Here is a 24,388-nt window from a genome sequence, read left to right as displayed (position 1 = left end):
TAAAACAGGGAGGTAGTAGATTATGAAACGAAGAGTTTTAAGCTTACTGTTAACCGTTACTATGGTACTGACAACAATAACAGGTGTCTTAAGAGGAATCTCAGTATCAAAAACAGCGCATGCCGAAGAGGTAAAATACCGAAATGTAGGATATTATGCTTCTTGGGCAGGATATGCGAGAAATTACCCAATTACCAAAGTAGATGCATCGAAGCTAACACATTTGAATTTTGCATTTGCAAATTTAAAGAATGATGGTAGTGTAGTTGTTGGTGATGAGTGGATTGATACACAAATCACGAGTGGTGTATATGCAGATATGGGATTCAATTGGGAAGATGCAGTGGTAGGCATGGCAGGGCATTTCGGAGCATTAAAGAAAATAAAAGCTAGGTATCCTCATCTAAAAACAATTATCTCTATTGGGGGATGGACTTGGTCTAATAATTTTTCTGATGTAGCAGCAGATCCAGTAAAGAGGGCAAAGATGGCTAGAACTTCAGTAGACTTTATTATAAAGTATGGTTTTGACGGAGTGGATTTAGACTGGGAATATCCAGTAGAGGGTGGTAATTCTATTCCACATCGTGCAGAGGACAAGCATAACTATACATTATTAGTAAAAGAAATTAGGGAAGCATTAAATGAACAGAGCAAGATGGACGGTAAAACATATTATCTGACAATTGCAGCAGGTGGAAATCCAACATTTGTTCAGAATACAGAACCAGTTGAATTAATGAAATATCTTGATTGGATTAATTTAATGACATATGACTATCATGGAGGATTTGATCCACAAACGAATCATAATACACCATTATACTTAAATCCTAATGATACTACAGTCTCTACATTTAGTATTGATCAAACAGTAAATGCTTTCTTGGCTTCAGGAGTGGAGGCAAAAGATCTAAATCTTGGTCTTGGTTTTTATGGTCGTGGGTGGGTTAATGTAAATGCAACACCTGCGAATTGCCTATTTCATAATGGTTTTGCCGCGAGCGCAACTTCTGCGGGACTAGATATTGGAACTTGGGAAGGATCTAGTTGGGATTATTGGGATATAAAAGAGAATTATATTGGTAAAAGAGGGTATGTAAGATACTGGGATGACTACGCGAAAGTTCCATATCTATATAGTCCAGAGACTAAAGTCTTTATCACATATGATGATCCAGAATCTATAAATATTAAAATTGATTATCTAATGTCAAAAGGATTAGGTGGAACCATGTTTTGGGAGGCGAGTTCAGATAAAAATGGTGATTTATTATCAATTACAGCATCAAGACTAGGTATTAATGAGCAGGAAGTAATACCACCAATAGATCCAGAAACACCAGTGGATCCAGAGACACCAGAAAAAGTTGGAATCTATGATAATTCTAAGATATATATAGCTGGAGATAAGGTTGTGTACCAAGGAGTAATCTACCAAGCGAAATGGTGGACACAAGGAGTGGCACCGGATCCTAATAATGAATGGGGGGTTTGGAAAGTAATAGAAGGAACACCAGAGACAAAAACATCTGTGAGTCAAGTAAATCTCTTTGACCTACCAACTAACACTGTATTAGCAACTTTAAGAAACGTGGTCTACAGTAGGGGCTAAACTACTGGATTAATGTAATGGCTTATGATGGCAATGCGGTGGCTGTATATGATACAGCAAAGGCAGTGTTAGATAACGGAATTGTTGAGCCAGAGAAACCAATTGAAGGTTATACTGCTTATGATAGTACAAAAATCTATGTGGCAGGAGATCGGGTAACTTATAATGGAAAAGTCTTCGAAGCGTTTTGGCGGACATTAGGAGATGTTCCAGATGAAACGCAACAATGGGGAGTTTGGAGAGTAGTTTCTTAAAAGTATATACCCATCAGCAAGAAAACAATCTCGAATAGTTGTCATCTATGAAATATCGTTGATATTTCTATAGATTCGCAACCTTTTGAGATTGTTTTTTATTATGCTTTTGTTGGTTTTACGAGCAAAATATAATTTAGACGTAGTTGTAATGTAAAATAATTAAAGTAAATAAGTGAATAATTATAGATTGTATAAAAATTATCTAGATGATACTGTTTGAAAGACACATATTACTATAGTTATGATTTTGAAGGGGAGAGGGGAAGTATAAACAAAGAGAAGTGTTAAGCAACTATAACAACATACAAGGAGAAGGAGGTAAAGGTAATGGTAAAACTTAAAAAACGAGTACTTAGTTTATTCACACTAATGATAATGTTAGTTGGGGCTTTATTTATGGGGGATCAGAATAAAATGCATACATATGCAGCGATGAATTATTCAGAATTCCCTCCAGGGTATACGTATCCAACACAAATGAGAGGTTTGTCAGCTTTTGACTTGGTTTCTGATATGGGGGCTGGCTGGAATCTAGGTAATTCACTAGAATCATCGGATAATGAAACAAATTGGGGAAATCCTCGTACAACAAAAGCAATGATTGATACTATTGCAGCCAAGGGATTTACAACGTTAAGAATTCCAGTACGTTGGGATGATAATTATTCAAATGCATCTAATTATACAATTAACTCTGATTATATGGATCGAGTAGAGACAGTAGTAAATTATGGGCTAGCAAATGGAATGTATGTTATCATTAATGTACATCATAATGATCTTCAAAATATGGTTAGTACGGACTCTTCTGTACAGACACGAGTAAAGAATGAATTGAAAGCTATCTGGACACAAGTAGGAAATCGTTTTAAGAATTATGGAGATAAATTGATATTTGAAGTAAATAATGAACCAAGAAGCGGTGAAGATTGGGGAGGTAACGGGACTTATTATAACATTGTTAATGAATATAATGAAGCTGGACGTGCCGCTATTCGTGCAACTGGTGGAAACAATAGTAGCAGATTAATTATGTTACCAACATACTGTGCATCAGCGGATAGTCCTAAACTCTATGGCTGGAAAAACTTAAGTAACGATACTATGGTAGCGGTTTCTATTCATGCATATCTACCTTTTGATTTTGCATTTGAGGGAAGTGGACATTCTAATTGGACGGATGCAGACTATGCTTCACTTGCATCGGTATTTAATAATTTGAAATCAGTTTTTATTGATAAAGGAATACCTGTGGTTATAGGAGAATTTGGTGCAACGAATAAGTCTAATACGGCGGACCGAGAAAAATATGCTTCTATATATCCGACGTTAGCAACTCAATTTTCTCAAATTAAAATTCCATGTGTTTGGTGGGATAATAATGCTTTCAACTATGGGTCTGAGAATTTTGGTATCTTTAACCGATCGAATAATACGTTTACGTATAGTGGTATTGCAGATGCTTTAGTGAATGTATATAAAAAAGGTGACTCTTCGAATAACAACTATGTAAGTTTGTTTTGGGGGAATTCATCTGCAAGTTCTTGGGGCCAAGCGGTTTCAGTGAAAACAAAGAAAAATGGTGGTTCCTTTGATGCTAGTAATATAAAAACAGGTGGACATTTTTATGTTGAATATAGTGGCGAGTATGAAAAACTAGAATTAATTCTACAAAGCTGGTCGGGAGCTACGGAATGGGCAAAAGTGAAAATCAGCGAATCTGGTAGCGTAAATGGCCACTATTATGCTAAATTTTCATATGAAAATTGTGTTTCCGCGTTAGGAACAGGCGATTTTGCAAATAAGCTTGATACCATTCATGTAGGAGCAATGGGAACAAATATAACTGTATATTCAGTATGCTATGATTTCGGTGTGAATGGTGATTCTGGTAGTTCTTACAGCACATTATTCTCTGGGGAATCAAAAGCGGAACCTTGGGCGCAAGCCATTTCATTAATGTCCACTAAAGATGGGGGCTCATTCAATGTAGATACAATAACCTCCAACGGTTACTTCTATGTAGAGTATAGTGGAAAAAAAGATCAGATTGAACTTATTCTACAAAGTTGGTCTGGTGGGGCCGAATGGGCGAAAGTTTCACCAACTGAAACGGGGGATATCAATGGTCGTTATTATGCGAAATTCTCCTATCAAAACTGTGTGAATGCCTTTGGAACGACGGATTTGAAGGGGAAGCTTGATCAGATACATGTGGGTGCTCAAAAGAACACAACTACAGTGTATTTATTGCGTTATTATAAGTAATTATAACTTCGCACTTGAACATCTCGAGGAGTAGTTAACAGTTAACCGCTATTATTAATTACTAGCATAAAATATATATTTATTAAATAAAAGTACGTAATATGTGTATATTTACTTGATAAAGCCATCACTTTTTGTGGTGGCTTTTAGCCTTAAAAGCCTTCGGGTTGAGAGTGTCTTATTACAATAGGAATTAAGTTAAGGGCTGACAATACTAGTGACAACATACTAAAAAATTGCTATAATTTAGGAAAATAATAAAGGGGTCGAATATGAATATCAAGGAGAGATTTTTGAGAAACAAATTCACCGGTAGAATTAAAAAAGAGCTTACTATAAGAAGAAAAATGTTTCTTATATATATTATTGGTGGGTTTATACCAATGTTATTTGTTAGCTTATATTTGATTAATGGAACGAAAAATATAATAATACAACAAAACAAGAGTTCAGAAATTTCGGAGTTACAACTAATAGGTGATGGAATTTTCGAGAATGTACGTACCATAGCGGAAGCATCACAACGGTTATATTTTATGGAGATTATAGAGAAACTAGGAGCGCATCAGTACGATAGTAAATCAGAGGAATTAGTTAATGATTATAATACATTGAATAAGAAATTAAGAAATGAATGTTTAAACTATTTTAATCATGAGATAGAGAATATATGCTTTTACTTTAACAATTCTACCTTATCTCAAAATCTGAGAGTTGCAATGATTAATGAGGAAGTATCAGAACTACCGTGGTTCAAAAAAACATTAGAAGCAAACGGTAGATTAATCTGTGCATTTCATGAGGATTCCATGAATTACAAGAAGTATCTATCCTTTTCTAGAATTATTCGAACACAAGGGGGGATCGATGTAGGAGTTGCCGTTATCTCAATGAAGGAAGAACGAATCTTGTTTCCATTACAAGAGCATGATACGGAAACGGTATTGGTACTAAATGATGAGGAGATAATATATAGTAATTCAAATGATACAAATAAATATGAGCTAGTACATATAATTAAAGACAGTGCTAAGAATAACGAATCGGATCATGAAATATGTAAGAATGTTATATACAAAGGAAAAGATTCTGTATTAACAGTGATACCGGTTACATATACCGGTCTTGAGGATAAATTATCAGTTGTTAGTATTCGTCCGTATGCGGATATACTGAAAAGGGCAAATCAGCAGAGCTTAAAAAGTATTCTCATTATTATGGGAAGTTTTATCATTGCCATATCAATTATAAGTGTATTTGCATGGAATTTTAGTAGTAGAATTAATAACTTTAAAGTTCAGATGCATAAAGCATCAAGAGGGCAGTTTGATATTGCTGAACATATTGGTGGGGAGGATGAGATCAGTTATCTTTATGATGATTTAGGATTAATGATTAATAGTATTGAAGCATTGATCAGTCAAGTTTATGAAGAGCAGGTACAGAAAGAAATGCTATATAGTAGGCAAAAAGAGATGGAGTTTAGCATGCTTGCAAGTCAAATCAATCCTCATTTCTTATACAATACCTTAGAGACAATTCGAATGAAGGCAAGAGTCAATGGGCAAGAAGAGATTGAGGATATAGTGAAGATGCTCGCTAAAATCATGAGACATAATCTACAGGTTATGGATAAACAAGTTGCTCTGAAACAGGAACTTAATATGGTTGAATCGTACCTGAAGATACAGACATATCGATTTGAAGATCGAGTTACCTATAGTATTCATGTTAACTGCAATGTTGATACGATATATACGATTCCACTTATTCTACAGCCAATTGTGGAGAATGCTATGGTTCATGGAATAGAGATGAAGAAGGGAACGGGACATATCGCAATATATATAGACAAAATTGGTGACACGATATGCATTCAGGTGATTGATAACGGAATAGGTTTTTCAGAAGATAAACTACAAAATATCAAAGAGCATATTAATTCAGCAACAGATAGAATAGGGAGTCATATTGGATTAAGAAATGTTAATCAAAGAGTAAAATTATTATACGGAGAAGGGTACGGAATTTCAATACAGAGTGAGCCATTAGTAAGGACAATAGTACAAATTACGATACCGAGAGGTTAGTTATTCATGAGGAGTGTGTAAAATGTATAATGTAGTAATTGTTGATGATGAACAAACGGTAAGAGAAGGAATACGAACGCTACTTACATGGGAAGATATGGGGTTTACTATTGTTGCGGAGTCTTCCGATGGAGAGGAGGGTTTAAACACAGTCTTATGTATCCAACCTGATGTGGTCCTTGTTGACGTACGAATGCCTGGAATGTCGGGAATTGAACTTATAGCAGAGGCAAGAAAGCGGGGATATAAAGGATATTTTCTTATCTTATCAGGGTATTCAGATTTTCAGTATGCAAAATCAGCAATATCGTTAGGGGTGAAGGGATATCTGTTGAAACCGATTGATGAAGATGAATTATATGAATATTTCAGTGATATAAGAGGGGAGTTAGATCAAGAAAGGAAAGAAAAAGAGAAAGAAGAATTGATTATAAATGAAAAGAAAAAGAACAGGGAAAAAGCAAGGCACAACATTATCTACAATCTGCTGATGAAACAGGAGCCTATAGAGGTAATAGAGAAAGAAATTGAAAAATATGAACTGGATTATAACTATAAGAAGTTCCATGTTATAGTTCTTAGTAACGATAGGTTCTATGCAGATGCACTGTATAAAGAAAAGATCCGATTAATCTTGTATGGACTATATAGTTGTGAATATCTAGTATTGGCTGACAAAGTTGCAATAATTATCAAAGGTGATAACTTGCAAAAAGATATAAAACAGCTTGTGGAGAATAATAAAAGGATTATGGAACGGTATGAGGAAGAGTTCTTTATTGCAATTGGGCAAGAGGTTATCTGCTTAAAGGATATATGTTATAGCTATGAAGGAGCACAGTATCTAAACGAACAAAAATTTTTGTTTAGAAAGAGGAATCCTGTTTCTATGGAGTCACTCAGTGAAAAAATAGAAGTTAAAGAGAATACGGACTTTACTGGTTTAAGTGACCGTATAGAAATAGGAGATCTCATTGGAATAGAAGTTATGATCCATACAATGTTAGATAAGTGTAGATATAACTTGATAAAAGAGTCTATTATTAAAGTGATGGTTATCAATAATGCAATCCTGCTTATTAATCATTTTAAAGATAGATATATGGATCAAACAAAGGAATTAATTGATATTGAATCTTTTACAGATGAAGTAAACAGGACGGAGTCGCTTGAAGAGCTTGAAGAGATTGCGGCAGAATATTCGAAGACAGTCAGCGAAAAACTAGGCAATTCTGGAGCTGACAGTATTGTCAAGAGGATGGGGGTCTTTATACAAAAGAACTACAGTAAAGATCTTAAGTTAGAAGCCATAGCTAAGATGTTTGGCTACAATAGCGCCTATCTAGGGAAAATATACAAAAAGGCCACAGAAGAAAGCTTTAATACAACATTAGATAAAGTACGAATTGCGAATGCGAAGAAGCTGCTAATGAATACAGACCTAAAGGTTTATCAAGTATCTGAAAAGGTAGGGTATTACAATATAGACTATTTTTATTCTAAATTCAAAAAATATGTTGGTCTGACCCCAAAAGAATTTAAAAAGAATAAAATGAAGTAACTAAATAGCTATACAAGCGTTAAGAATTTCCGAGACTATATCACGGAAATTCTTTTTTTGTTATGTAATTACGATTGTTTCATCAAATAGTAAAAAAAGTACAGTTTTTTGTTAAAGTATAGTGGGTATTATGTTAAAGAAAGCTAAGATATAATAACAATAAGCTAATGAAGGGAGAGAAAAATGAATAAAAAAAAGAGAGAAATTAGCATACATAAGCAGAAATTTAGCTTTAAATTGATGTATAAACAAAGATATCTGCTAGTAATGTCAGTTCCGTTTGTTATTTGGCTGATTATCTTTAAATACATACCATTGTGGGGCTGGACCATGGCATTTCAGGATGTTAAACCCAAAACATTTGCATTATCAATATGGGAGAGAACCTGGGTTGGACTTGATCACTTCAAAGCTCTACTACATGATGGAGAGTTTTTTGATGCATTGCGAAACACGCTAGGAATCAGCTTTATAGGAATCGTACTGGGCTTTATAACTTCGGTTGGGTTTGCTCTCTTATTAAACGAAGTCCGCTTAAAGCGTTTTAAGAAAGTAACACAGACAATATCGTATTTACCCCATTTTGTATCCTGGGTTATTATAGCCAGTATAGCCAAAATGGTGTTAGGGGATTCTGGTGTTTTGAATGAAGTGCTTGGCAAAATAGGAGTAGGTCCAATTAAATTTATGACCACCAATGGACCAGCGTTTTGGCTCGTTGTCTGCATTATTAATATATGGAAAGAAACTGGCTGGGATGCCATTATCTATCTATCGGCGATGACGGGAATTGATCAGGGATTATATGAAGCGGCTAAAGTTGATGGTGCCGGAAGATTCCGTAGAATGTGGCATATAACCTTACCAGGTATTCGGCCAACGATCATTGTTCTTGTAATCATGAGTATTGGAGGAGTACTTGGTGCTGGTATGGAACGGCAGATGTTGCTTGGTAATGGTATCGTTCAAGATTACGCTGATGTAGTATCTTGGTATGCATATCGATTTGGTATAGGCAATAATAATTATGGTTTTGGAACTGCAGTGGGTGTATTCCAATCTGCCATTAGTTTAGTTCTACTGTTTGTCGCGAATAAAGTTGCTGGAAAATTCAGTGATAGCAAATTAGTATAGGAGGAAGGTATGAAGAGAACAAGTAGGAACAAATTAAACAGATATACAAGCTTCGACGTGTTTTTAGTAATTTTCTTTGTATGTATTACGTTCATTACCTTGTATCCTTTCCTAAATGTTTTGGCAATTTCATTTAACGATTCGCTTGATACCATAAGAGGAGTAAATTTTATTATTCCACGGAAGTTTACGTTAGATAACTATAAGTATATTTTCGAAGAAAAAGATTTATTCTCTCCACTAGGAATGTCAGTTGCAAGAACTGTTATTGGTACTGCAATAGGTACAATCTGTACTGCAATGCTTGCTTATGTGTTAAGTAGAAAAGACTTTTATTTTAATAAGTTATTTACCATTATGTTCATTATCACGATGTATGTTGGAGGCGGATTAATACCGGACTACTTGCTGATTGGAAGAACGTTAAAGATGACGAACGAATTCTCTGTGTATATTATTCCTGGATTAATTGGTGTATTCTTTCTAATCTTAATGAGGTCGTTTATTGAAGGGCTTCCAGAAGCATTACAAGAATCTGCTAGGATTGATGGTGCCACTGATTTTAAAATATGGTATAAGATAATTCTTCCTTTATGTAAACCCGTTTTAGCAACTGTTGCTTTGTTCATAGCGGTAACGCAGTGGAACTCCTTTATGGATACCTATATCTACGCTAGAAAATTGAAAACATTGCAATATGTATTGTACGAGATATTAAACGATACTGGAGTAAAAATCTCAAACATACATGATGCGAACTTGAATAATACAGCAGCTACTGTAACACCGCAATCTATACGTATGGCAATTACAATTATTGCTACGGTACCGATTGTTATCGTATATCCATTCTTACAGAGATATTTTGTAGGCGGAATGACTCTTGGAGCAGTAAAAGACTAAGTTGGAGATTCATTATGATATATTATGATTATTACTTATGTAATCATTATATATAGATGTGTTATGAAGTTTGTTACGTGAGGCAACAAAAATTTAGTTTAGGGGGAAAATTATGAAGGTATTGAAAAAAAGAATTGTTTCAGGGTTAGTTATTATGTGTATGGTAGTAACTATGTTATCTGGTTGTAAGAAATCTGCGACCAAAGATGAAGTTACGACCACAGATTCAAAAGAGACATCTCAAACAGCAGATGGAACGACTCAGAAAGCGGAAACTGAGACGAAAGAAGATTTGAAACCTATGACATTTACATTCTATAATGCAGATGGTACGAAAGAAGATCCATGGACAGATCCTGTAGCACAGGAGATTACAAAGCAGACGGGAATTAAGATAAATCAAGATTTCCCTGTAGATGGTGATGACCAGAGAGTCTCTCTTATGATTGCCTCGGAGGAATATCCAGATCTTATCTTTGCAAAAGATGACGTGGATGCCCTTATATCAGCGGGAGCGCTGATTGATATGACAGAACTAATTGACCAGTATGGCCCTAATATTAAGGCTTTGTATGGAGAAGAATATGGTAAGTTACGTTATACGCAGGATGATCCAGCAATTTACCAGTTATGTAGTGCAGGTGTAGGGCAAACCTCTTATACTACGAGTGGTACTGCACAGTTACAGTTTGCTGTTTTAGAAGCCAATAATTATGAGATTCCTAAGACCTTAGAACAATATGAAAAGATGATCAAAGATTATATGGCAGCAAATCCTCAGATTGATGGACTAGATACCATTGGATTTACGTTATCTTGTTCTGACTGGCACTGGCTGATTACATTGGCAAATCCTTCTGGATTTATAGCAAATGCTTCACCGGATAATGGACAATGGATTGTAGATGATGCCAATAATTATCAAGCTACTTATAAGCATACGGCTACAGGGCAAAAAGAATATTATCAATGGTTAAACCGTATGTATCTAGAAGGTGTGCTTGATCCAGATTTCGCAACACAGACACATGATGATTATATTGCTAAGATTTCTACAGGACGTGTATTAGGATTATTAGATGCAGACTGGGATTATAGAGATGCGGAAACGGTATTGAGAGCAGATGGAAAATCAGATAGAACCTATGCTGGACTTCCTGTAACTATGAATGCGGATCAAAAAGCTGCTTCCTTAAAGAATCAAGGTCTTACAGTTGGTTGGGGGATTGGTATTACAAAAGCATGTAAAGATCCAGTACGAGCAATTAAATTCTTAGATTGGCTTTGTTCAGATGAAGCACAAGTACTTATTAATTGGGGAATTAAAGATGTGAATTATTTTATCGATGATGAGGGTCATAGATATAGAAAAGATGAAGAAATTAAGAAATCACAAGAAGATCCAGATTATAAATATAAAAGTGGTATCGGAATACATAATTATCCATGGCCAATACATGGAGATGGTGTAGTTGATTCTACGGGATCAACCTATACAACAAATTCAAAGGATGCAGTTATCAGTAATTATACAGAAGCGCAAAAGAAAGCAAAAGAAGCATGGGGAGTTGAGTTGTTGACAGATATCTTCCCACAAGCAAATGAGTTTGAGATACCAAATTATGCACCTGTCTATAAGCAGAATCTAACGGATGAATTCAATACATATGCGACAAAATTAGATGAAATTGCTTGGTCAGGACTCATCTCATGTGTTATGGCGAAAGAAGGAGAATTTGATACTGCGTGGGATAAGATGCAAAAAGATTTTAAGGCTGCAGGGGTAGATAAGGCAAACGGATTGTTAACAGGGCTTATTCAAAAGCAAGTTGAATTTTGGTCATCAGGGAATTAAAATGTATAGGTATTGAAAAAGTTTACTCATAACACATAAAAAAAATCTATCAAAAAATACTACCGTGATTGTGGTAGTATTTTTTGATAGATATGGACTTGGAAAGGATTCTACGGTATAGAGTTTTCAACCTATAAATTCTCAGATTAGATAAAATAAGATTGAATATATAATAAATAAGTGGTAAAATATTACTTAAATAGAGAGGTGCTATGATGCTTAAGTATTCTTTAATTTAATAAGTTGCACGAGTGGCTCAGTGGTGGAGTATTGCCTTCCCAAGGCGAGGGTCGCGGGTTCGAATCCCGTCTCGTGCTTGTTGTAAAATAAGGTTCTTCATGCTTTTTACTTTATGCTTTCTTTTTAGCTTCTAACGGTTTTTCTAACGACTTTTTGAAAATGGTGTTTTCAAGATTATTTACAGCAGTAGAATGCATACTAACGGCTGATGCCTGATAGAAGTTTTGAGTAGTGCTTGTCCGGGCGTGACCCAAAACTTCTGATACAACTTTTATATTAACAGATTCTTCATAAATTAGCATAGTAGCAAAGCTATGCCTTAAATTCTTTAGTGGTATTTGTGGTAGTTTACGTTCATTATCTTTATTATTCTTTATAATCATTTTTCTGAAATTTTTAGATATTACAGATGGATTTATTGGTTTGTTAAACGAATCTGTTATTATATACTTACATATATTAGGAGCAGTAACGATATTTTGTCCTATCAGTTGCTGTTTTTTCTTTTGCTCATTAATAGCAGATATAGTTAGTCCCATTAAATCGATTCTTCTATGACTTCCGTTTGTTTTAAGGTCTGTTTCATTTCCATATTGATCCAATCCTTGGTTTAACAGCACATAGGTTTCGTGAAAATCTGACCACTTAAGACCACAAGCTTCAGACCGTCTCATACCAGTTGTTGCTAGTATCAAGAACGGAAGATAGTAGTCACTTTGAAGCACATTTTCTAATGAGAAAAAGTAAAATATATCTTCACTTGTCCAGGTATCTTTTTGAAGTAATGCAGGTGATTTTAACTCTACATCATCACATGGATTTACGTCTATTAATCCCCATTTTTTTGCTGATTTAAATATTGAATTTAAAGGAGAGTATATCTTTTTCTTAGTAGCTGCTGAAGCAGGTTGTTTAATTACTATTTTCTTTCCTGGATTATCTTTGTCATCTATCCACTTGTCTACTTTGAGTTTATAAAAAAAACGTTGCAAGTCCTTAGTTTCTATACGATCAATCTCTGTATCTCCAAACATAGGAATAACATGTTTCTTCATATAACTTTTTATGCATATCATTTGTGTGACAGACTTATAAAGTTCAGGAGCAATCATTTCTATCCAATCATTGTAGACTGATTCAAAAGTTTCATTTTTTCCGTATTTTATCTTTCCATCATCATATGCATTAAGTAGCTTTCTTAGCTCGGTTTCAGCAACACGCTTGGAAGTATATCCTTTACCCCATTTGTGTTTTTTGGTTTCCTTGTCATAAATGACAGGGTACCATTTACCCGTTGACTTTTTTTGCTGAACTGATCCTTTCATTTAATCATCCCTTTCTAAACTTTGTTTATGACAACCTTAGACTTATTAATTCTTCGTCATAGCCAAACAGTATAGATAATTGAGATACAGTGTAATTACTACATTCGTATAAATCATTATCTGAAATGAGACAATGCATAGCAAATGTATTCGCCTGTTTTTCTAATTTATCAATAGAAGTAAATGTATTTGCTTTAAAAAATGGAGTATTAGAATTGGGGTGCATAATAGCATGTCCAAGTTCATGAGCTAATACTAGCTTTTCTTCTCTTCTAGACAGATTAGAGTTCAAATAAATTTGCTTAATTCTGTATGCGTGGTGATAGTACCCTTTTATTGTTCCGAGTTCGCATTTAAACACTTCAATATCAAGTAGTTCGCATAATTGGTATGGAGAATTTGTATTATATTTTTTTAACAATTCATGAACAATACTTTTAATGTTCGACAAATAAATCGCCCCTCTATTTTTATTTAAGGTATTTCTTTGGTGTGAATTTCTTCTTTGCTTTAATTTTTGCAGTTCTTATTGCACTCTCTAGACTTATCTTAAGCAATTCTTTTGTTTCTTCATCCATTGCTTCGCCATCGAACATCAATCCATCTTGCGATTCTAATTGATTTAGCGTATCAATTAACTTCTTTGATATATCTCTTTCGTCTTTAGGTGTAAGTTCTGATTTCTTTTTACCATTTTCTATACCAGTCATTAAATAATCAACTGTTACACCAAAATAATTTGCTATCTTTTGTAATGTTTCCGAACTTGGATTAGTTCTACCAGCCTTCCATTTGCTTAATGATGCTTGTGTTATTCCAGTATCTTTAGCGACTTTGTATGCAGATACACCATATTTTAGTAACAATTGTTCAAATATACTATACATTTTTTATTCACCTTTCACAAAAAGAGTATACTTAACAGGAATAAACTAAAAAGGTATTGACTACTTACTTTTGGGATGATATAGTATACTCATACTTAACTAAAAGAAAGTATAAACAACTGATAGTTTATTCAAGTGAAGCTTTCTAAATATTAATTACTTAATCTCGCAAAATTAAGTATAGCATATTAGTTAACTAAACGCAAGTATAAACTAACTATTATAATTATGAAAAGAGGTGACATAATATGACAAAACTATACACATGTGATGAAGTTGCTGCTAGATATGGGGTTGAAAAGTCTACAGTGTGGAAGTGGATACGCACAAAAAAGTTAGCAGCTTTCAAAGTTGGTAAGTGCTACAAAGTAAGCGAGGAACATATCAATCAATTTGAAACTAGTAAACTAACAATTGTATAGGGTAATTACATATTACAATACATAGAAAGGAGATCACATGAACGAATTAGAACAAAGAGTAAAAACATTAGAAAAGAAAGTTGCTGACCTTGCAACAGAAGTACAAAGTCAGCAAAAAACTATTAATGAAACTACCATAACACTAGACGGTAAGCTATTTAGAAGTGCTAGTAAAACGGTTTAAAAAGATGTTGTAAGCAGATTCATATTCACCAAATGTATCAAATCTAAAATCTTTTGGATTATTAGGATTTTGTTTATTGAAAGATTTATTATCACTATCTTTCATTTCGAATAGTAGGTGAGTAGACAAAATTGCTAAATCATGAGCACGTTTTTCATTATCAGTCATAAGTATTCTCCTTTCGTATGTATTCCGTCTGGTACACGGTACTTACATTATAGGAGAAAATACAAAATATTACAAGAAAGGAAGATTATATGAACGATTTACTAACAATAACAAATCAAACACCTATCGAAATAGCATTAGGTATTGATGAAAAAGGAATGACAACAGCTAAGAAGCTTTATGACTTTTTAGAATTGGACAGAAGTAATTATTCAAGATGGTTTAAAAAGAACATAGAGGAAAATGAATACTTCGAAGAAAATACAGATTGGATAGGGTTCGTCACGGTGACGAACGGTAACGAAACTAAGGATGCAAAGATTACAACAGATTTTGCGAAACATCTTTCTATGGAATCCCATAGTTACAAAGGTAAAGATGCAAGAAATTATTTTATTGGAGTAGAGGACAAGCTAAAAGAAGTGGTGATAAGTACATCGGAACTTCCACCAGAACTACAAATGTTCAAAAGTATATTCGATCAGCAAGCAAAGCAATACATAGAGTTGCAGAAGATGAAAGAGGATAATCAAAAGATTGAACAGAAGGTTGATGCAATCCGTGAAGTTGTTTCACTTGATACTACATCATGGAGAGAAGATACAGGGAAACTTCTTAGAAAGATTGCACAGCAACGTGATGGAGGTGCAGCATACAGCGAAGTAAGAGCCGAAAGCTATGATCTGCTAAATAAGAGGTTTGGGGTAGATGTGAAAACAAGACTTACAAATAAGCGTAGACGAATGGCAGAAGAAGGTGTCTGCAAGTCAAAGAGAGACAAGCTTTCATATCTAGATGTTATAGCAGAAGATAAGAAACTTATAGAGGGGTATGTAGCAATTGTAAAGGATATGGCAATCAAATACGGTTGTAGCCTATGAAAACAGCAAAGGCACTTTTAGAAATAGTAAAATTGCTTATCTTGATTGCAATAGAGTATGTAGTCAAGTTAGTAATAAAGTGCAAGCCAGTTATTCATTTCGTAAGCGCAGTATTAGCAATATTCGTGTTTGTTGTAGATATTCTAGTTAGTTGCAAGGTATTTAAGGATACGAGTTTATTTGGACAAGTATTTCCACAAGTGTTATTACTAAGTGCTTTATTCTATGTATTAGGAATGCTGAGCATTAGAACATCGAAAGAAGGTATGTAGTATGGATTGCAAGACTTGCACAATCAGATATCTAGGTTGTCACGATCATTGTGAAACTTACATTGAAAGACGAAAAGAGTTGGACGATGTTAAGAAACAAAAGAAAAACATAGCAATTAGTAACAGTTATTGTAAAGCGGCAATACATAATATGAGCACAAGGAGGGGAAAGCGGTTTGAGTATTAGCATAATAAGCAAGATGAACGGAGTAGCAACGCAGCTACATAAAAAACCTATGGATTGTGGTTACGGTGGGAAAGTAAGAGCAGAACCAACAGCACAGCGTTTAGTACCAGATTTCAAGGTTGATATAGTTAATCATCTAATAAATGAAATGTTAGAAACTGATCCTACACTCGAAACAGCTATTGCAGTAAAGAAAGTTCAAGAGTATTACGGATTAAGAGAAAAAGAATCCTAAGGAACGGCCATTCCAAAGGATTCAAGCACTAAAATAATTATTCAAGGTGAGAATATCACAAATGGAGGTAATAGTCAAGTGGTACGTACTAGCGGGTGTGATGATTGCACATGCAAGTATGGTGACGGTACTGTATGCCATACTGACAATAATCATGAAACGATAACTATTAACAACAAATCATATAACGTATGCGTGACATATGAAGATAAACGGGAGGAATATAGGAATGAGAATATCTAAAATTCAAATTAAAAGTTTATTCGGTATAAAAGAAAAGGAATTAGATGGAACAAGTGTTGAGCTTACAGGTAAAAACGGTGCAGGAAAATCTTCTATAATTGATGCTATTAGATTAGCATTAACAAATAGTAGCAATCGTGATTATAAAGTCCACAAAGGTGAGACAGAAGGTGAAATCATCATTGAGACAGACACAGGTTTAAAGATTGACAGAAAAATTCGTACCAATAAGGCAGATTACAAGAGTATCAAGCAAAGTGGCACAGAAGTAGCAAGTCCAGAGACATTTCTTAAGGATATATTTACTTCGCTACAACTTAATCCAGTAGAGTTTCTTGCTATGAGTAAGAACGATCAGAACGCTACTATCCTTAACATGATTGAATACCCTTGGACCTTAGAAACTATCAAGGAATGGTTCGGCGAAATACCTGCATGGATTAACTATGAGCAGAATATTTTACAGATTCTTAATGATATTCAGTCCGAAAAAGGTAAGTATTTTCAAGATAGACAAGACCTTAACAGAAACATCAAAAATAAGAAAGCAATTTGCGAAGATGTAGCTTCTTCAATCCCTGCTAACTATAACGTAGAGTACTGGGAAAATGCTTCTACAGGAGAATTATATACGCAGATTGAACGCATTCGAAAAGAGAACCAAACAATTGAAAAAGCGAAGATGTTACAAGAAGGTAGGGAGAGTAAGATTCGTAAGTATGATGCAGATCGTCAAATTGCTTTGTCGGCACTAGACACTGAATTTAGCAATAAAGAATCTTACATAGAGAAAGAAGTAATTAAGTTACAGGCACAGATAAAAGAGCTTGAAACAGAAAAATCAAATCTTGGATCTAAGAAACAAGACAAGAAAGATGTTATCGAGAATCAATATAAGGCTAATGTTGCTAAATTTGATGCTGAGGTCGCAGAGTATGCAGAGTATTTGGATAAAGAACCACAAGACACTACAGAGCTGCAGAAAGATGCTGAGAATATGGAGAAGATGAAAGGCCTTATTAATGAATACCGCCGTATGCAACGTACACAAGGTGAAATTGATGATTTAAGAGTTGAATCTGATATTCTCACTAATAAGATTGAAAAGGCTAGAACATTACCTGGAGAGATTCTCCAAACAGCAACTATTCCTATTGATGGATTAACGGTAGTAGATGGCATACCTCTTATTCATGATTTACCAGTTAGCAACCTAAGTGATGGTGAAAAGCTTGACTTGTGCGTAGATGTAGCAATTCAAAAGCCAAACGGATTACAGATTATTTTAATTGATGGAGTAGAAAAGCTATCTACAGAGCTTAAGAACCGTTTATACGAGAAATGTAAAGCTAAAGGTTTACAGATCATTGCAACTAGAACAACTGATGATGATGAATTAACAGTTATTGAATTGTAGGAGGTTATTTATGAGTAATGAAGTATCAGTAATTGGACAAGTTAAAAATTTCTTGTCACAGGATAGTGTAAAGCAACGCTTTAATGAAGTTCTAGGAAGTAAAGCACCACAGTTTATGGCTTCAATTACAAACGCAATACAAGCTAATAAGCAACTACAAGAATGTGTTCCATCAACTATAATGAGTGCTGCATTTGTTGCTGCAAGTTATGATTTGCCAATTGATAGTAATTTGGGCTTTTCCGCTTTAGTTCCTTACAAGGACTATAAAAACAAGGTAACAAATGCACAGTTTCAAATGATGTATAAGGGTTTTGTTCAGTTAGCTATCAGAAGTGGAGCATACGAGAATATGAATGTATCTGAAGTATATGAAGATGAACTTGAAACGTACAATCCTATCACGGGCGAATTAAAACTTGTAACGGACTTCTCAAAATGCACACAAAGAAAAGAAGGAAAGAAAGATAAAGTGGTTGGGTTTTATGCTTGGTTCAAGTTACTAACTGGATTTAGAAAAGAGTTGTATATGACAGTTGATGAATGTAGAAATCATGCAATTCAGTATTCTGCTTCATATAAGCAAGATTTAAATAAAGGTTGGTCATCAAGTAAATGGACAACAGATTTTGATTCTATGGCTAGAAAAACTGTATTAAAACTACTTCTTAGTAGATGGGGAGTACTTAGCGTTGATATGCAAAGAGCAATACAAGATGATCAAAAAGTATATTCAGATGAATTACAAGAAGGAGAATATGCAGATAACAAAGAAGTTAAAGAAGATGCACCTAACCCATTTGTACCACAAGGAAGCGAGGTAGAACATGATCCTAACGAGTGAGAATTATTTTAGTCAAGAAGCAGACAAAGCATATTTATCAGTATCACAATATAAAAACTTTATAGGTACGCATGGGAAGGTAGGCTGTGAAGCCTATGCCATTGCAAAACTCAACGGTATGTGGGTTGAGGATATGGAAGAATCAGATGCGTTAATGGTTGGGTCTTATGTTGATTCTCACTTCGAAGGAACACTTGATTTATTTAAAGCACAGCACCCATGTATGTTTAAAAAAGATGGTTCGCTCATGGCTAAGTACATTAAAGCTAATGAAATGATTGAACGATGCGAACGTGATGAACTATTCTCGCAGTTTATGGCAGGTGAGAAGCAAATAATCATGACAGCTAATATGTTCGGTGCAGATTGGAAGATTAAAATTGACAGCTATCACAAGGGTAAATGCATAGTAGACCTTAAGACGTGCCAGTCAATCAGTAAGGTATTTTATCACAAAGATAGCGGATATATGAATTTCCTAAGCGAATGGGGTTACTACATACAAGGTGCTGTGTATCAGCAAGTCGAATACCTAAATCAATTAGCTAACTGTAAGACAGAAGAAGAAAAGGAACAATGCTTTAAACTACCGTTTTATATAGCTGCTGTATCTAAAGAGAAGGTACCAGATATACAAGTAATTGCAGTAGAGCAGAGTTTACTAGACGAAGCACTTGCAGAAGTAGAACACAATACTCAAAAGGTATTGCAGCTTAAGAATAACGATTACGAGCCAATTAGATGCGAGCAATGTGACTATTGCAAGCACACAAGAGTACTAACCGTGCCTATATGGTCCAGTGATTTAATAGGGGAGGTATAGAGCATGAAAATAGATAAAGCAATACAATTTATTAATGATAATTATTGCATGATAAATAGCATTGCAACAAAAGAAGAAAAGCGAAGTATGGGTTGTGATGTATCGAGGTATCTAATAAAGCAATTAGAACAACGCAAAAAGGCAATTAACGATGAACAGAAGGTGAGAACATGCAATCAATCTTAGTAGATGATACAGAACACTGTATATTCTGTTCCAGTAACAATGTAGAAGAACATCATGTATTCTTCGGGACATCGAATAGAGCGGTAGCTGATAAGTATCATTTGACAGTGCCACTATGTAATAAACACCACACAGGAAGCGCAGAATGCCCACACAAGAACAGAATAATTGATTTAGCGTTGAAGTGTTGGGCGCAGTCAATTTATGAGCTTAAAATCGGTGATAGAAACGACTTTCGTAGAGATTTTAGAAAGTCATATCTATAAAGTAACTCATTAATTTATAATGCATAATCGCATTAGCACCAGGAATTAGTTTAAATATATCACAGTATTAAACAACTTCCTTATCCAAGTGGGAGTGTGGCAACTCCCTCTTAATCAGAAGAAACGGAGGAATCCGATGAAATATAAATTTGAAATTCAAGGTAGGTTAGATGCGCTTAATGAATATACAAGTGCAAATAGACAAAATTATCAAGCAGGCGGAAGAATGAAAAGAGATAACGAGAACTTGATAATTTGGTCAATAAGACAACATCTTAAGAACCTACATATCGAAAAACCAGTTATTATCCATTACAACTTTTATGAGCAAAACAAAAAAAGAGACAACGATAACATATTAAGTTGTGCAGCGAAGTTTATACAAGACAGTTTAGTAAAGGCAAAGGTACTACAGAATGATAGTCAAAAGTTTATACATCGTTTTTGGTTCGATACTTGGACAGATCAAGTTAATCCTCGCATAGAAGTTGAAATTTATGAGATAGAGAGAGAATGGCTTAGTTACTCGTTGTTAGAAATTATTAAGCTTTTAGAGGTAGGTGGCTAATGTGGAAAAAGGGTGGATAAGCCTATCAAGAAAGATACAAGATAGTTTTGTATGGAAGGATAAACCATTTTCAAAAGGACAAGCATGGATTGATTTACTTCTTAGTGTTAATCACGAAGATAATAAATTCTTACTAGGTAATGAACTAATAATGTGTGAAAGAGGAAGCATGGTAACGTCGGTGCGAAAGCTTACAGAACGCTGGGGTTGGTCTAATACAAAGACAGTCAATTTTTTAAACTTGCTAGAAAGTGATGAAATGATAGTACAAAAAAAAGACACCAAAAAGACGGTTATAAGCATTGTAAAATATGACGATTACCAAAATTCCGAAAACACCAAAAAGACAGTAAAACGACACGAGAGCGACACGAGAGCGACACGAGAGCGAACAAACAATAATGATAACAATGATAACAATGTAAATAATAATATATCTAGTCGTTTCACTCCACCCACACTTGAGGAAGTAAGAGCTTATTGTCTTGAAAGAGGAAACAAGGTTGATTGTGAGAAGTGGTTTGACTTCTACGAATCAAAAGGTTGGTATGTTGGTAAAAACAAAATGAAGAACTGGAAAGCTGCTGTGAGGACATGGGAGAAAGAAGATAAAGATAAACCAGTAAAGGAAGCAAAATCTACAAACAAATTTAATCAGTTTCCACAGCGAGAATATAGTCAAACCGATTATAGTAGCTTAGAGCAGGCATTATTGAATAAAGGAAAGTGAGTGATTATATGAAGCGTATAAATAAAGTAGGCGAGGAACGAAGAAAGCAGATAAGAGATTTTATTGTTATGTACAACCAAGAACACGGATATGGACCTACATTTGCAGAGATAGGAAAGGGTGTATATATTACTTCATCATCTTGCATACAGAATCATATCAATACCATGTTGGAAAATGGAATGTTGGAGACGGATGCGGAGATTGGGGCGTCAAGAGCATTGAGAGTTCCAGGTTATGCATACGTAAAGGTAGGTGAAGAGGGTGAGAACACGAAATCAAGTTGATCTTGAAGAATTGAAAAGACTATATGATGATGGTTACTCACATCATGAACTATGCGGATACTTCCATGTGTCTACAGATAGTTTATCACAAATCTTAAAAGAAAATGGGTTTAAAAGAAAGCAAAGAAAAGGTAGGCCTAGAAAAGCGTTGGTAGAGAAATTCAAGCCTATGAAGCCTACTAGAAAGCCTAGAGATAGAGAATATGCGTGTCCAGTGTGCGGTAAGGTATTTTATGATTATGTAGGTAGCGTAGCAGGTAAATGGCCATACCAACGGTGTATAAACAATAGAGAACGTAAGCTATGTAGTTGGTCATGTTTATTGAAGTATGACAAGTTAAAGGGAGGAGTAATGAGTGATGAATATTAATGAATATCAAAATTTAGCAATGAGGACGAATGACGGTAAGTGTACTGAAAGACTAAACGTAGAAATAGAAAAGGGACAAGGAATAGTTGATGTAGGTGGAATAATTAATGCATGTTTAGGACTAGCAGGAGAAGTTGGCGAAGTTAATGACATGATTAAAAAAATCATCTTCCATGGGCATCAAATTGAAGGTGAGGATGTAAAAAAAGAGATCAGTGATTGCATGTGGTACATAGCATTAATGTGTGAATCATTTGGATTTAGCATGAATGAGATTGCAGAGATTAACATCGAAAAGCTAAAGAAACGCTATCCAGACGGATTCAGTGAGCAAGCAAGTATAAATAGAGTAGACTAAATAAAATTAAATCAAAAGGAGAAATTAAAATGAAAAAAGGATTATTATTTATTGCATTAACAACAGTATTACTATTAACAGGGTGTCAAACTCAAGCAGAGAAAGCATCTTATAACCTATCAAAAGAAGCTGACAACTTCAATGTTGTAAGACAAATTACAGTTATCAATTGTATTGTTGGTGACACACTGTTCCAAATGACAGGCAGGATGTCAATAAAAGCTGACATGGACGACAACCAATTGGAAGTTATGGTTGAAGAAATTATTGAGGGAGAAAAAACCTATAAGAAACACTTTATCGGACTAAGTGATAATGTTACATACGTAGTCGAGGACCTAGATGTGAACAACGTTTCAAGTTATAGATACACAATAAACTATAATCCAAAGATGTGGATCCCAATTGAATTTGAAAACATCGACTAAATAAAGGTTTAGCTAACTAAGAACTTACGAAAACACAATAAAATGTAAAGGAGTTGACAAAATGTGCTTAAAAGAGATTGCAAAGCAGTTTAACCATACAATCGATTCGTTTGCTAAAGCAATAGGATATAGCAGGCAAGGCTTATATCAAATGCTAGATGGTGAAAACAAAATTTGTACTCCGAGATATTACGCAGCTATGAAACTCCTGAAACATGAGAGTGACAAAATGTATGAAGAGGATTTAAAGGCTGCAGAGCAAAGGAAATTTGATCGTGAGGATTCTATAGCAGAGATGTGTAAGAGTGTTGGAGCTATAAATGTAGTATAACGAGTATAACAAATAAAGGTTTAGGTAAGGAGTAAAGGCATGGATAAAGATTTTAAAGTAGGTAGTTGGGTATGGACAATTAATGAATATTGCGAAGAACCTTCTGGATATTTGTTCGTAGCAAAATGTAACGAGTATGCTTTATTAGTTCCTGAAGAGTTTAATTGCCGAGATGATTTTGATATGCAATTGTGTTACATGGAAGAAGAATGCAGCATGAACGATGATGATTATGGTTTTAGAGTGTGCAAGTTAGAGAACTGTTTCAGTACTTTACTAGATGCTGAACTGGCATTAGCAAAAATACATGAATAACTGACAGGAGGGTGAGTATGAACTGGAGAGAGACAATAAGATTGAGATTGCTTGCTGATTTCATAGGTTCATTTTTCAATGAGCGCGATGAATTTATAGCACATAGATATTCAAATACGTACTTCAAATTTAGCAATTGTGAAAGCGAAGAAGATGTAAATTGTAAGGTGTTGGAATGGTTGTCAAGACCTGCACATAAAGGGATGCCTTATTCACAGGAGTGGAGAAACAAGAAATTTAGGAAGTTTATGCTAGATGGTATAAACCAATTTTTAAACACAAGATTTGATGATGCGGACATTGAATTGATTTACACGTATTTAGGAAATTCATGCAACCACAACAGGACATTGGAGTTTATAAGAAGTGGATATAACCTGGAGCTACTAAGAAAACTAAACCTTGCTAATAAAAGTCAAGTACTTTTTTGAAGTATTTATGTAGTAAAAAAGGGTAACTTTAATAGACCTCATTTACAGGAGAAGAAATGTAAAATATAGTAATTAGCTATTTGTAGAGTTCCATTACTCTAGCGTAATAGATGCGAAGAAACTTGTTTATGGCTGCCATTTTAGCAACATTTAAAGGTTTTCCTTCTTCTTCTTTCTTGATCATAAAAAGATAGACAGGATCATCTTGTGGTTTATGCATCTTTAAACATTGCATTACTTCATAACAAGCTTTTCTAAGAGAAGGTGCGCCACGTTTGGATATATGTCTATTTTGACTTTCAAACTG

The 24,388-nt window shown here is 34.6% G+C and carries 33 protein-coding genes, 1 tRNA gene and 1 pseudogene; 30 read left to right on the top strand and 5 right to left on the bottom strand.

Annotation, left to right across the window (positions count from 1 at the left end):
* Window positions 1–22: 22 nt before the first annotated feature.
* The 9 genes from BUB90_RS24080 (at window position 23) to BUB90_RS22230 (ending at window position 12,000) form a co-directional block, all read left to right on the top strand.
* Window positions 23–1,615, top strand: a complete 1,593-nt coding sequence (locus BUB90_RS24080; RefSeq protein WP_073291725.1) for a glycosyl hydrolase family 18 protein — start codon at window positions 23–25, stop codon at window positions 1,613–1,615.
* Between the two features lie 17 nt (window positions 1,616–1,632).
* A complete protein-coding gene (locus tag BUB90_RS22265; RefSeq protein WP_073291723.1) occupies window positions 1,633–1,869 on the top strand; it encodes a carbohydrate-binding protein in 237 nt (78 codons plus the stop codon).
* 330 nt (window positions 1,870–2,199) lie between these two features.
* Window positions 2,200–4,140, top strand: a complete 1,941-nt coding sequence (locus tag BUB90_RS22260; protein WP_073291721.1) for a cellulase family glycosylhydrolase — start codon at window positions 2,200–2,202, stop codon at window positions 4,138–4,140.
* A gap of 293 nt (window positions 4,141–4,433) precedes the next feature.
* Window positions 4,434–6,230, top strand: a complete 1,797-nt coding sequence (locus tag BUB90_RS22255) for a sensor histidine kinase (protein ID WP_170865569.1) — start codon at window positions 4,434–4,436, stop codon at window positions 6,228–6,230.
* Window positions 6,231–6,252: 22 nt separating this feature from the next.
* Window positions 6,253–7,791, top strand: coding sequence for a response regulator transcription factor (locus tag BUB90_RS22250; RefSeq protein ID WP_073291716.1), 1,539 nt, complete (start codon window positions 6,253–6,255; stop codon window positions 7,789–7,791).
* Window positions 7,792–7,974: 183 nt separating this feature from the next.
* Window positions 7,975–8,925, top strand: coding sequence for an ABC transporter permease (locus BUB90_RS22245; RefSeq protein ID WP_073291713.1), 951 nt, complete (start codon window positions 7,975–7,977; stop codon window positions 8,923–8,925).
* 9 nt (window positions 8,926–8,934) lie between these two features.
* Window positions 8,935–9,828: a carbohydrate ABC transporter permease gene (locus BUB90_RS22240; protein WP_073291710.1), complete on the top strand. Its 894-nt coding sequence runs from the start codon at window positions 8,935–8,937 to the stop codon at window positions 9,826–9,828.
* A 112-nt stretch (window positions 9,829–9,940) separates the two neighbouring features.
* Window positions 9,941–11,683, top strand: a complete 1,743-nt coding sequence (locus BUB90_RS22235; RefSeq protein WP_073291708.1) for an extracellular solute-binding protein — start codon at window positions 9,941–9,943, stop codon at window positions 11,681–11,683.
* Between the two features lie 245 nt (window positions 11,684–11,928).
* Window positions 11,929–12,000, top strand: a tRNA-Gly gene (locus tag BUB90_RS22230).
* Between the two features lie 33 nt (window positions 12,001–12,033).
* Here the strand turns inward: BUB90_RS22230 and BUB90_RS22225 are convergent.
* Genes BUB90_RS22225 through BUB90_RS22215 form a run of 3 tightly spaced genes read right to left on the bottom strand, consistent with a single transcriptional unit; the run spans window position 12,034 to window position 14,135 of the window.
* On the bottom strand, window positions 12,034–13,248 hold the full coding sequence (locus BUB90_RS22225; RefSeq protein ID WP_073291706.1) for a tyrosine-type recombinase/integrase: 1,215 nt from the start codon (window positions 13,246–13,248) through the stop codon (window positions 12,034–12,036).
* A gap of 25 nt (window positions 13,249–13,273) precedes the next feature.
* Window positions 13,274–13,699, bottom strand: coding sequence for an ImmA/IrrE family metallo-endopeptidase (locus BUB90_RS22220; protein WP_170865568.1), 426 nt, complete (start codon window positions 13,697–13,699; stop codon window positions 13,274–13,276).
* A 19-nt stretch (window positions 13,700–13,718) separates the two neighbouring features.
* The gene (locus BUB90_RS22215; protein WP_073291701.1) at window positions 13,719–14,135 is read right to left on the bottom strand and encodes a helix-turn-helix domain-containing protein; all 417 of its coding nucleotides are present in this window, start codon (window positions 14,133–14,135) and stop codon (window positions 13,719–13,721) included.
* 248 nt (window positions 14,136–14,383) lie between these two features.
* Between BUB90_RS22215 and BUB90_RS22210 the strand changes: the two genes are divergently transcribed.
* Both BUB90_RS22210 and BUB90_RS23750 read left to right on the top strand, forming a co-directional pair.
* Window positions 14,384–14,557: a helix-turn-helix domain-containing protein gene (locus tag BUB90_RS22210; protein ID WP_073291699.1), complete on the top strand. Its 174-nt coding sequence runs from the start codon at window positions 14,384–14,386 to the stop codon at window positions 14,555–14,557.
* Between the two features lie 37 nt (window positions 14,558–14,594).
* Window positions 14,595–14,741: a hypothetical protein gene (locus tag BUB90_RS23750; protein WP_170865567.1), complete on the top strand. Its 147-nt coding sequence runs from the start codon at window positions 14,595–14,597 to the stop codon at window positions 14,739–14,741.
* Here BUB90_RS23750 and BUB90_RS22205 read toward each other — a convergent pair.
* Window positions 14,712–14,909, bottom strand: coding sequence for a hypothetical protein (locus BUB90_RS22205; RefSeq protein ID WP_073291696.1), 198 nt, complete (start codon window positions 14,907–14,909; stop codon window positions 14,712–14,714). The two genes, BUB90_RS23750 and BUB90_RS22205, sit on opposite strands and share 30 nt — an antisense overlap.
* 89 nt (window positions 14,910–14,998) lie before the next feature.
* Between BUB90_RS22205 and BUB90_RS22200 the strand changes: the two genes are divergently transcribed.
* The 19 genes from BUB90_RS22200 (at window position 14,999) to BUB90_RS22115 (ending at window position 24,081) form a co-directional block, all read left to right on the top strand.
* The gene (locus BUB90_RS22200; protein ID WP_073291694.1) at window positions 14,999–15,790 is read left to right on the top strand and encodes an antA/AntB antirepressor family protein; all 792 of its coding nucleotides are present in this window, start codon (window positions 14,999–15,001) and stop codon (window positions 15,788–15,790) included.
* Window positions 15,787–16,062: a hypothetical protein gene (locus BUB90_RS22195; RefSeq protein WP_073291691.1), complete on the top strand. Its 276-nt coding sequence runs from the start codon at window positions 15,787–15,789 to the stop codon at window positions 16,060–16,062. The genes BUB90_RS22200 and BUB90_RS22195 overlap by 4 nt, the downstream gene beginning before the upstream one ends.
* Before the next feature lies 1 nt (window position 16,063).
* Window positions 16,064–16,249 carry a hypothetical protein gene (locus tag BUB90_RS22190; RefSeq protein ID WP_073291689.1) on the top strand — a complete coding sequence of 62 codons (186 nt, stop codon included), beginning with the start codon at window positions 16,064–16,066 and terminating at the stop codon, window positions 16,247–16,249.
* A complete protein-coding gene (locus BUB90_RS22185) occupies window positions 16,239–16,484 on the top strand; it encodes a hypothetical protein (protein ID WP_073291687.1) in 246 nt (81 codons plus the stop codon). Before BUB90_RS22190 ends, BUB90_RS22185 begins: the two co-directional genes overlap by 11 nt.
* Before the next feature lie 78 nt (window positions 16,485–16,562).
* Window positions 16,563–16,727, top strand: coding sequence for a hypothetical protein (locus BUB90_RS23745; RefSeq protein WP_170865566.1), 165 nt, complete (start codon window positions 16,563–16,565; stop codon window positions 16,725–16,727).
* On the top strand, window positions 16,714–18,144 hold the full coding sequence (locus tag BUB90_RS22180; RefSeq protein ID WP_073291684.1) for an ATP-binding protein: 1,431 nt from the start codon (window positions 16,714–16,716) through the stop codon (window positions 18,142–18,144). Before BUB90_RS23745 ends, BUB90_RS22180 begins: the two co-directional genes overlap by 14 nt.
* 10 nt (window positions 18,145–18,154) lie before the next feature.
* Complete coding sequence (locus tag BUB90_RS22175; RefSeq protein ID WP_073291682.1) at window positions 18,155–18,988, top strand: recombinase RecT; 834 nt, start codon at window positions 18,155–18,157, stop codon at window positions 18,986–18,988.
* Entirely contained in the window at window positions 18,972–19,811 is an 840-nt protein-coding gene (locus BUB90_RS22170) for a PD-(D/E)XK nuclease-like domain-containing protein (RefSeq protein ID WP_073291680.1), read from the top strand. The genes BUB90_RS22175 and BUB90_RS22170 overlap by 17 nt, the downstream gene beginning before the upstream one ends.
* A 3-nt stretch (window positions 19,812–19,814) precedes the next feature.
* Window positions 19,815–19,997 carry a hypothetical protein gene (locus BUB90_RS22165; protein WP_073291678.1) on the top strand — a complete coding sequence of 61 codons (183 nt, stop codon included), beginning with the start codon at window positions 19,815–19,817 and terminating at the stop codon, window positions 19,995–19,997.
* Complete coding sequence (locus tag BUB90_RS22160; RefSeq protein ID WP_073291676.1) at window positions 19,982–20,263, top strand: hypothetical protein; 282 nt, start codon at window positions 19,982–19,984, stop codon at window positions 20,261–20,263. Before BUB90_RS22165 ends, BUB90_RS22160 begins: the two co-directional genes overlap by 16 nt.
* Before the next feature lie 136 nt (window positions 20,264–20,399).
* Window positions 20,400–20,831: a RusA family crossover junction endodeoxyribonuclease gene (locus tag BUB90_RS22155; protein ID WP_073291674.1), complete on the top strand. Its 432-nt coding sequence runs from the start codon at window positions 20,400–20,402 to the stop codon at window positions 20,829–20,831.
* Window position 20,832: 1 nt separating this feature from the next.
* Complete coding sequence (locus BUB90_RS22150; RefSeq protein WP_073291671.1) at window positions 20,833–21,561, top strand: hypothetical protein; 729 nt, start codon at window positions 20,833–20,835, stop codon at window positions 21,559–21,561.
* Window positions 21,562–21,569: 8 nt separating this feature from the next.
* Window positions 21,570–21,848 (top strand): LexA family protein, encoded by a 279-nt coding sequence (locus tag BUB90_RS22145; RefSeq protein ID WP_073291669.1) that lies wholly within the window; start codon window positions 21,570–21,572, stop codon window positions 21,846–21,848.
* On the top strand, window positions 21,826–22,218 hold the full coding sequence (locus BUB90_RS22140; protein WP_073291667.1) for a hypothetical protein: 393 nt from the start codon (window positions 21,826–21,828) through the stop codon (window positions 22,216–22,218). The genes BUB90_RS22145 and BUB90_RS22140 overlap by 23 nt, the downstream gene beginning before the upstream one ends.
* Window positions 22,208–22,576, top strand: a complete 369-nt coding sequence (locus tag BUB90_RS22135) for a nucleoside triphosphate pyrophosphohydrolase family protein (protein ID WP_073291664.1) — start codon at window positions 22,208–22,210, stop codon at window positions 22,574–22,576. Before BUB90_RS22140 ends, BUB90_RS22135 begins: the two co-directional genes overlap by 11 nt.
* Before the next feature lie 29 nt (window positions 22,577–22,605).
* The gene (locus BUB90_RS22130; RefSeq protein WP_073291662.1) at window positions 22,606–23,004 is read left to right on the top strand and encodes a beta-sandwich lipoprotein; all 399 of its coding nucleotides are present in this window, start codon (window positions 22,606–22,608) and stop codon (window positions 23,002–23,004) included.
* 61 nt (window positions 23,005–23,065) lie between these two features.
* Window positions 23,066–23,335, top strand: a complete 270-nt coding sequence (locus BUB90_RS22125) for a hypothetical protein (RefSeq protein ID WP_073291660.1) — start codon at window positions 23,066–23,068, stop codon at window positions 23,333–23,335.
* A gap of 39 nt (window positions 23,336–23,374) precedes the next feature.
* Window positions 23,375–23,650 carry a hypothetical protein gene (locus BUB90_RS22120; protein WP_073291658.1) on the top strand — a complete coding sequence of 92 codons (276 nt, stop codon included), beginning with the start codon at window positions 23,375–23,377 and terminating at the stop codon, window positions 23,648–23,650.
* A 17-nt stretch (window positions 23,651–23,667) separates the two neighbouring features.
* Complete coding sequence (locus BUB90_RS22115) at window positions 23,668–24,081, top strand: hypothetical protein (RefSeq protein ID WP_073291656.1); 414 nt, start codon at window positions 23,668–23,670, stop codon at window positions 24,079–24,081.
* A 76-nt stretch (window positions 24,082–24,157) separates the two neighbouring features.
* Here the strand turns inward: BUB90_RS22115 and BUB90_RS22110 are convergent.
* A pseudogene (locus BUB90_RS22110) lies at window positions 24,158–24,388 on the bottom strand (IS110 family transposase); the annotation flags it as partial.

Source organism: Anaerosporobacter mobilis DSM 15930, from assembly GCF_900142955.1.
GTDB lineage: Bacteria > Bacillota > Clostridia > Lachnospirales > Lachnospiraceae > Anaerosporobacter > Anaerosporobacter mobilis.
Note: the sequence above shows the minus strand (reverse complement) of the source record. Positions and strands in the feature narration are given on the sequence as shown.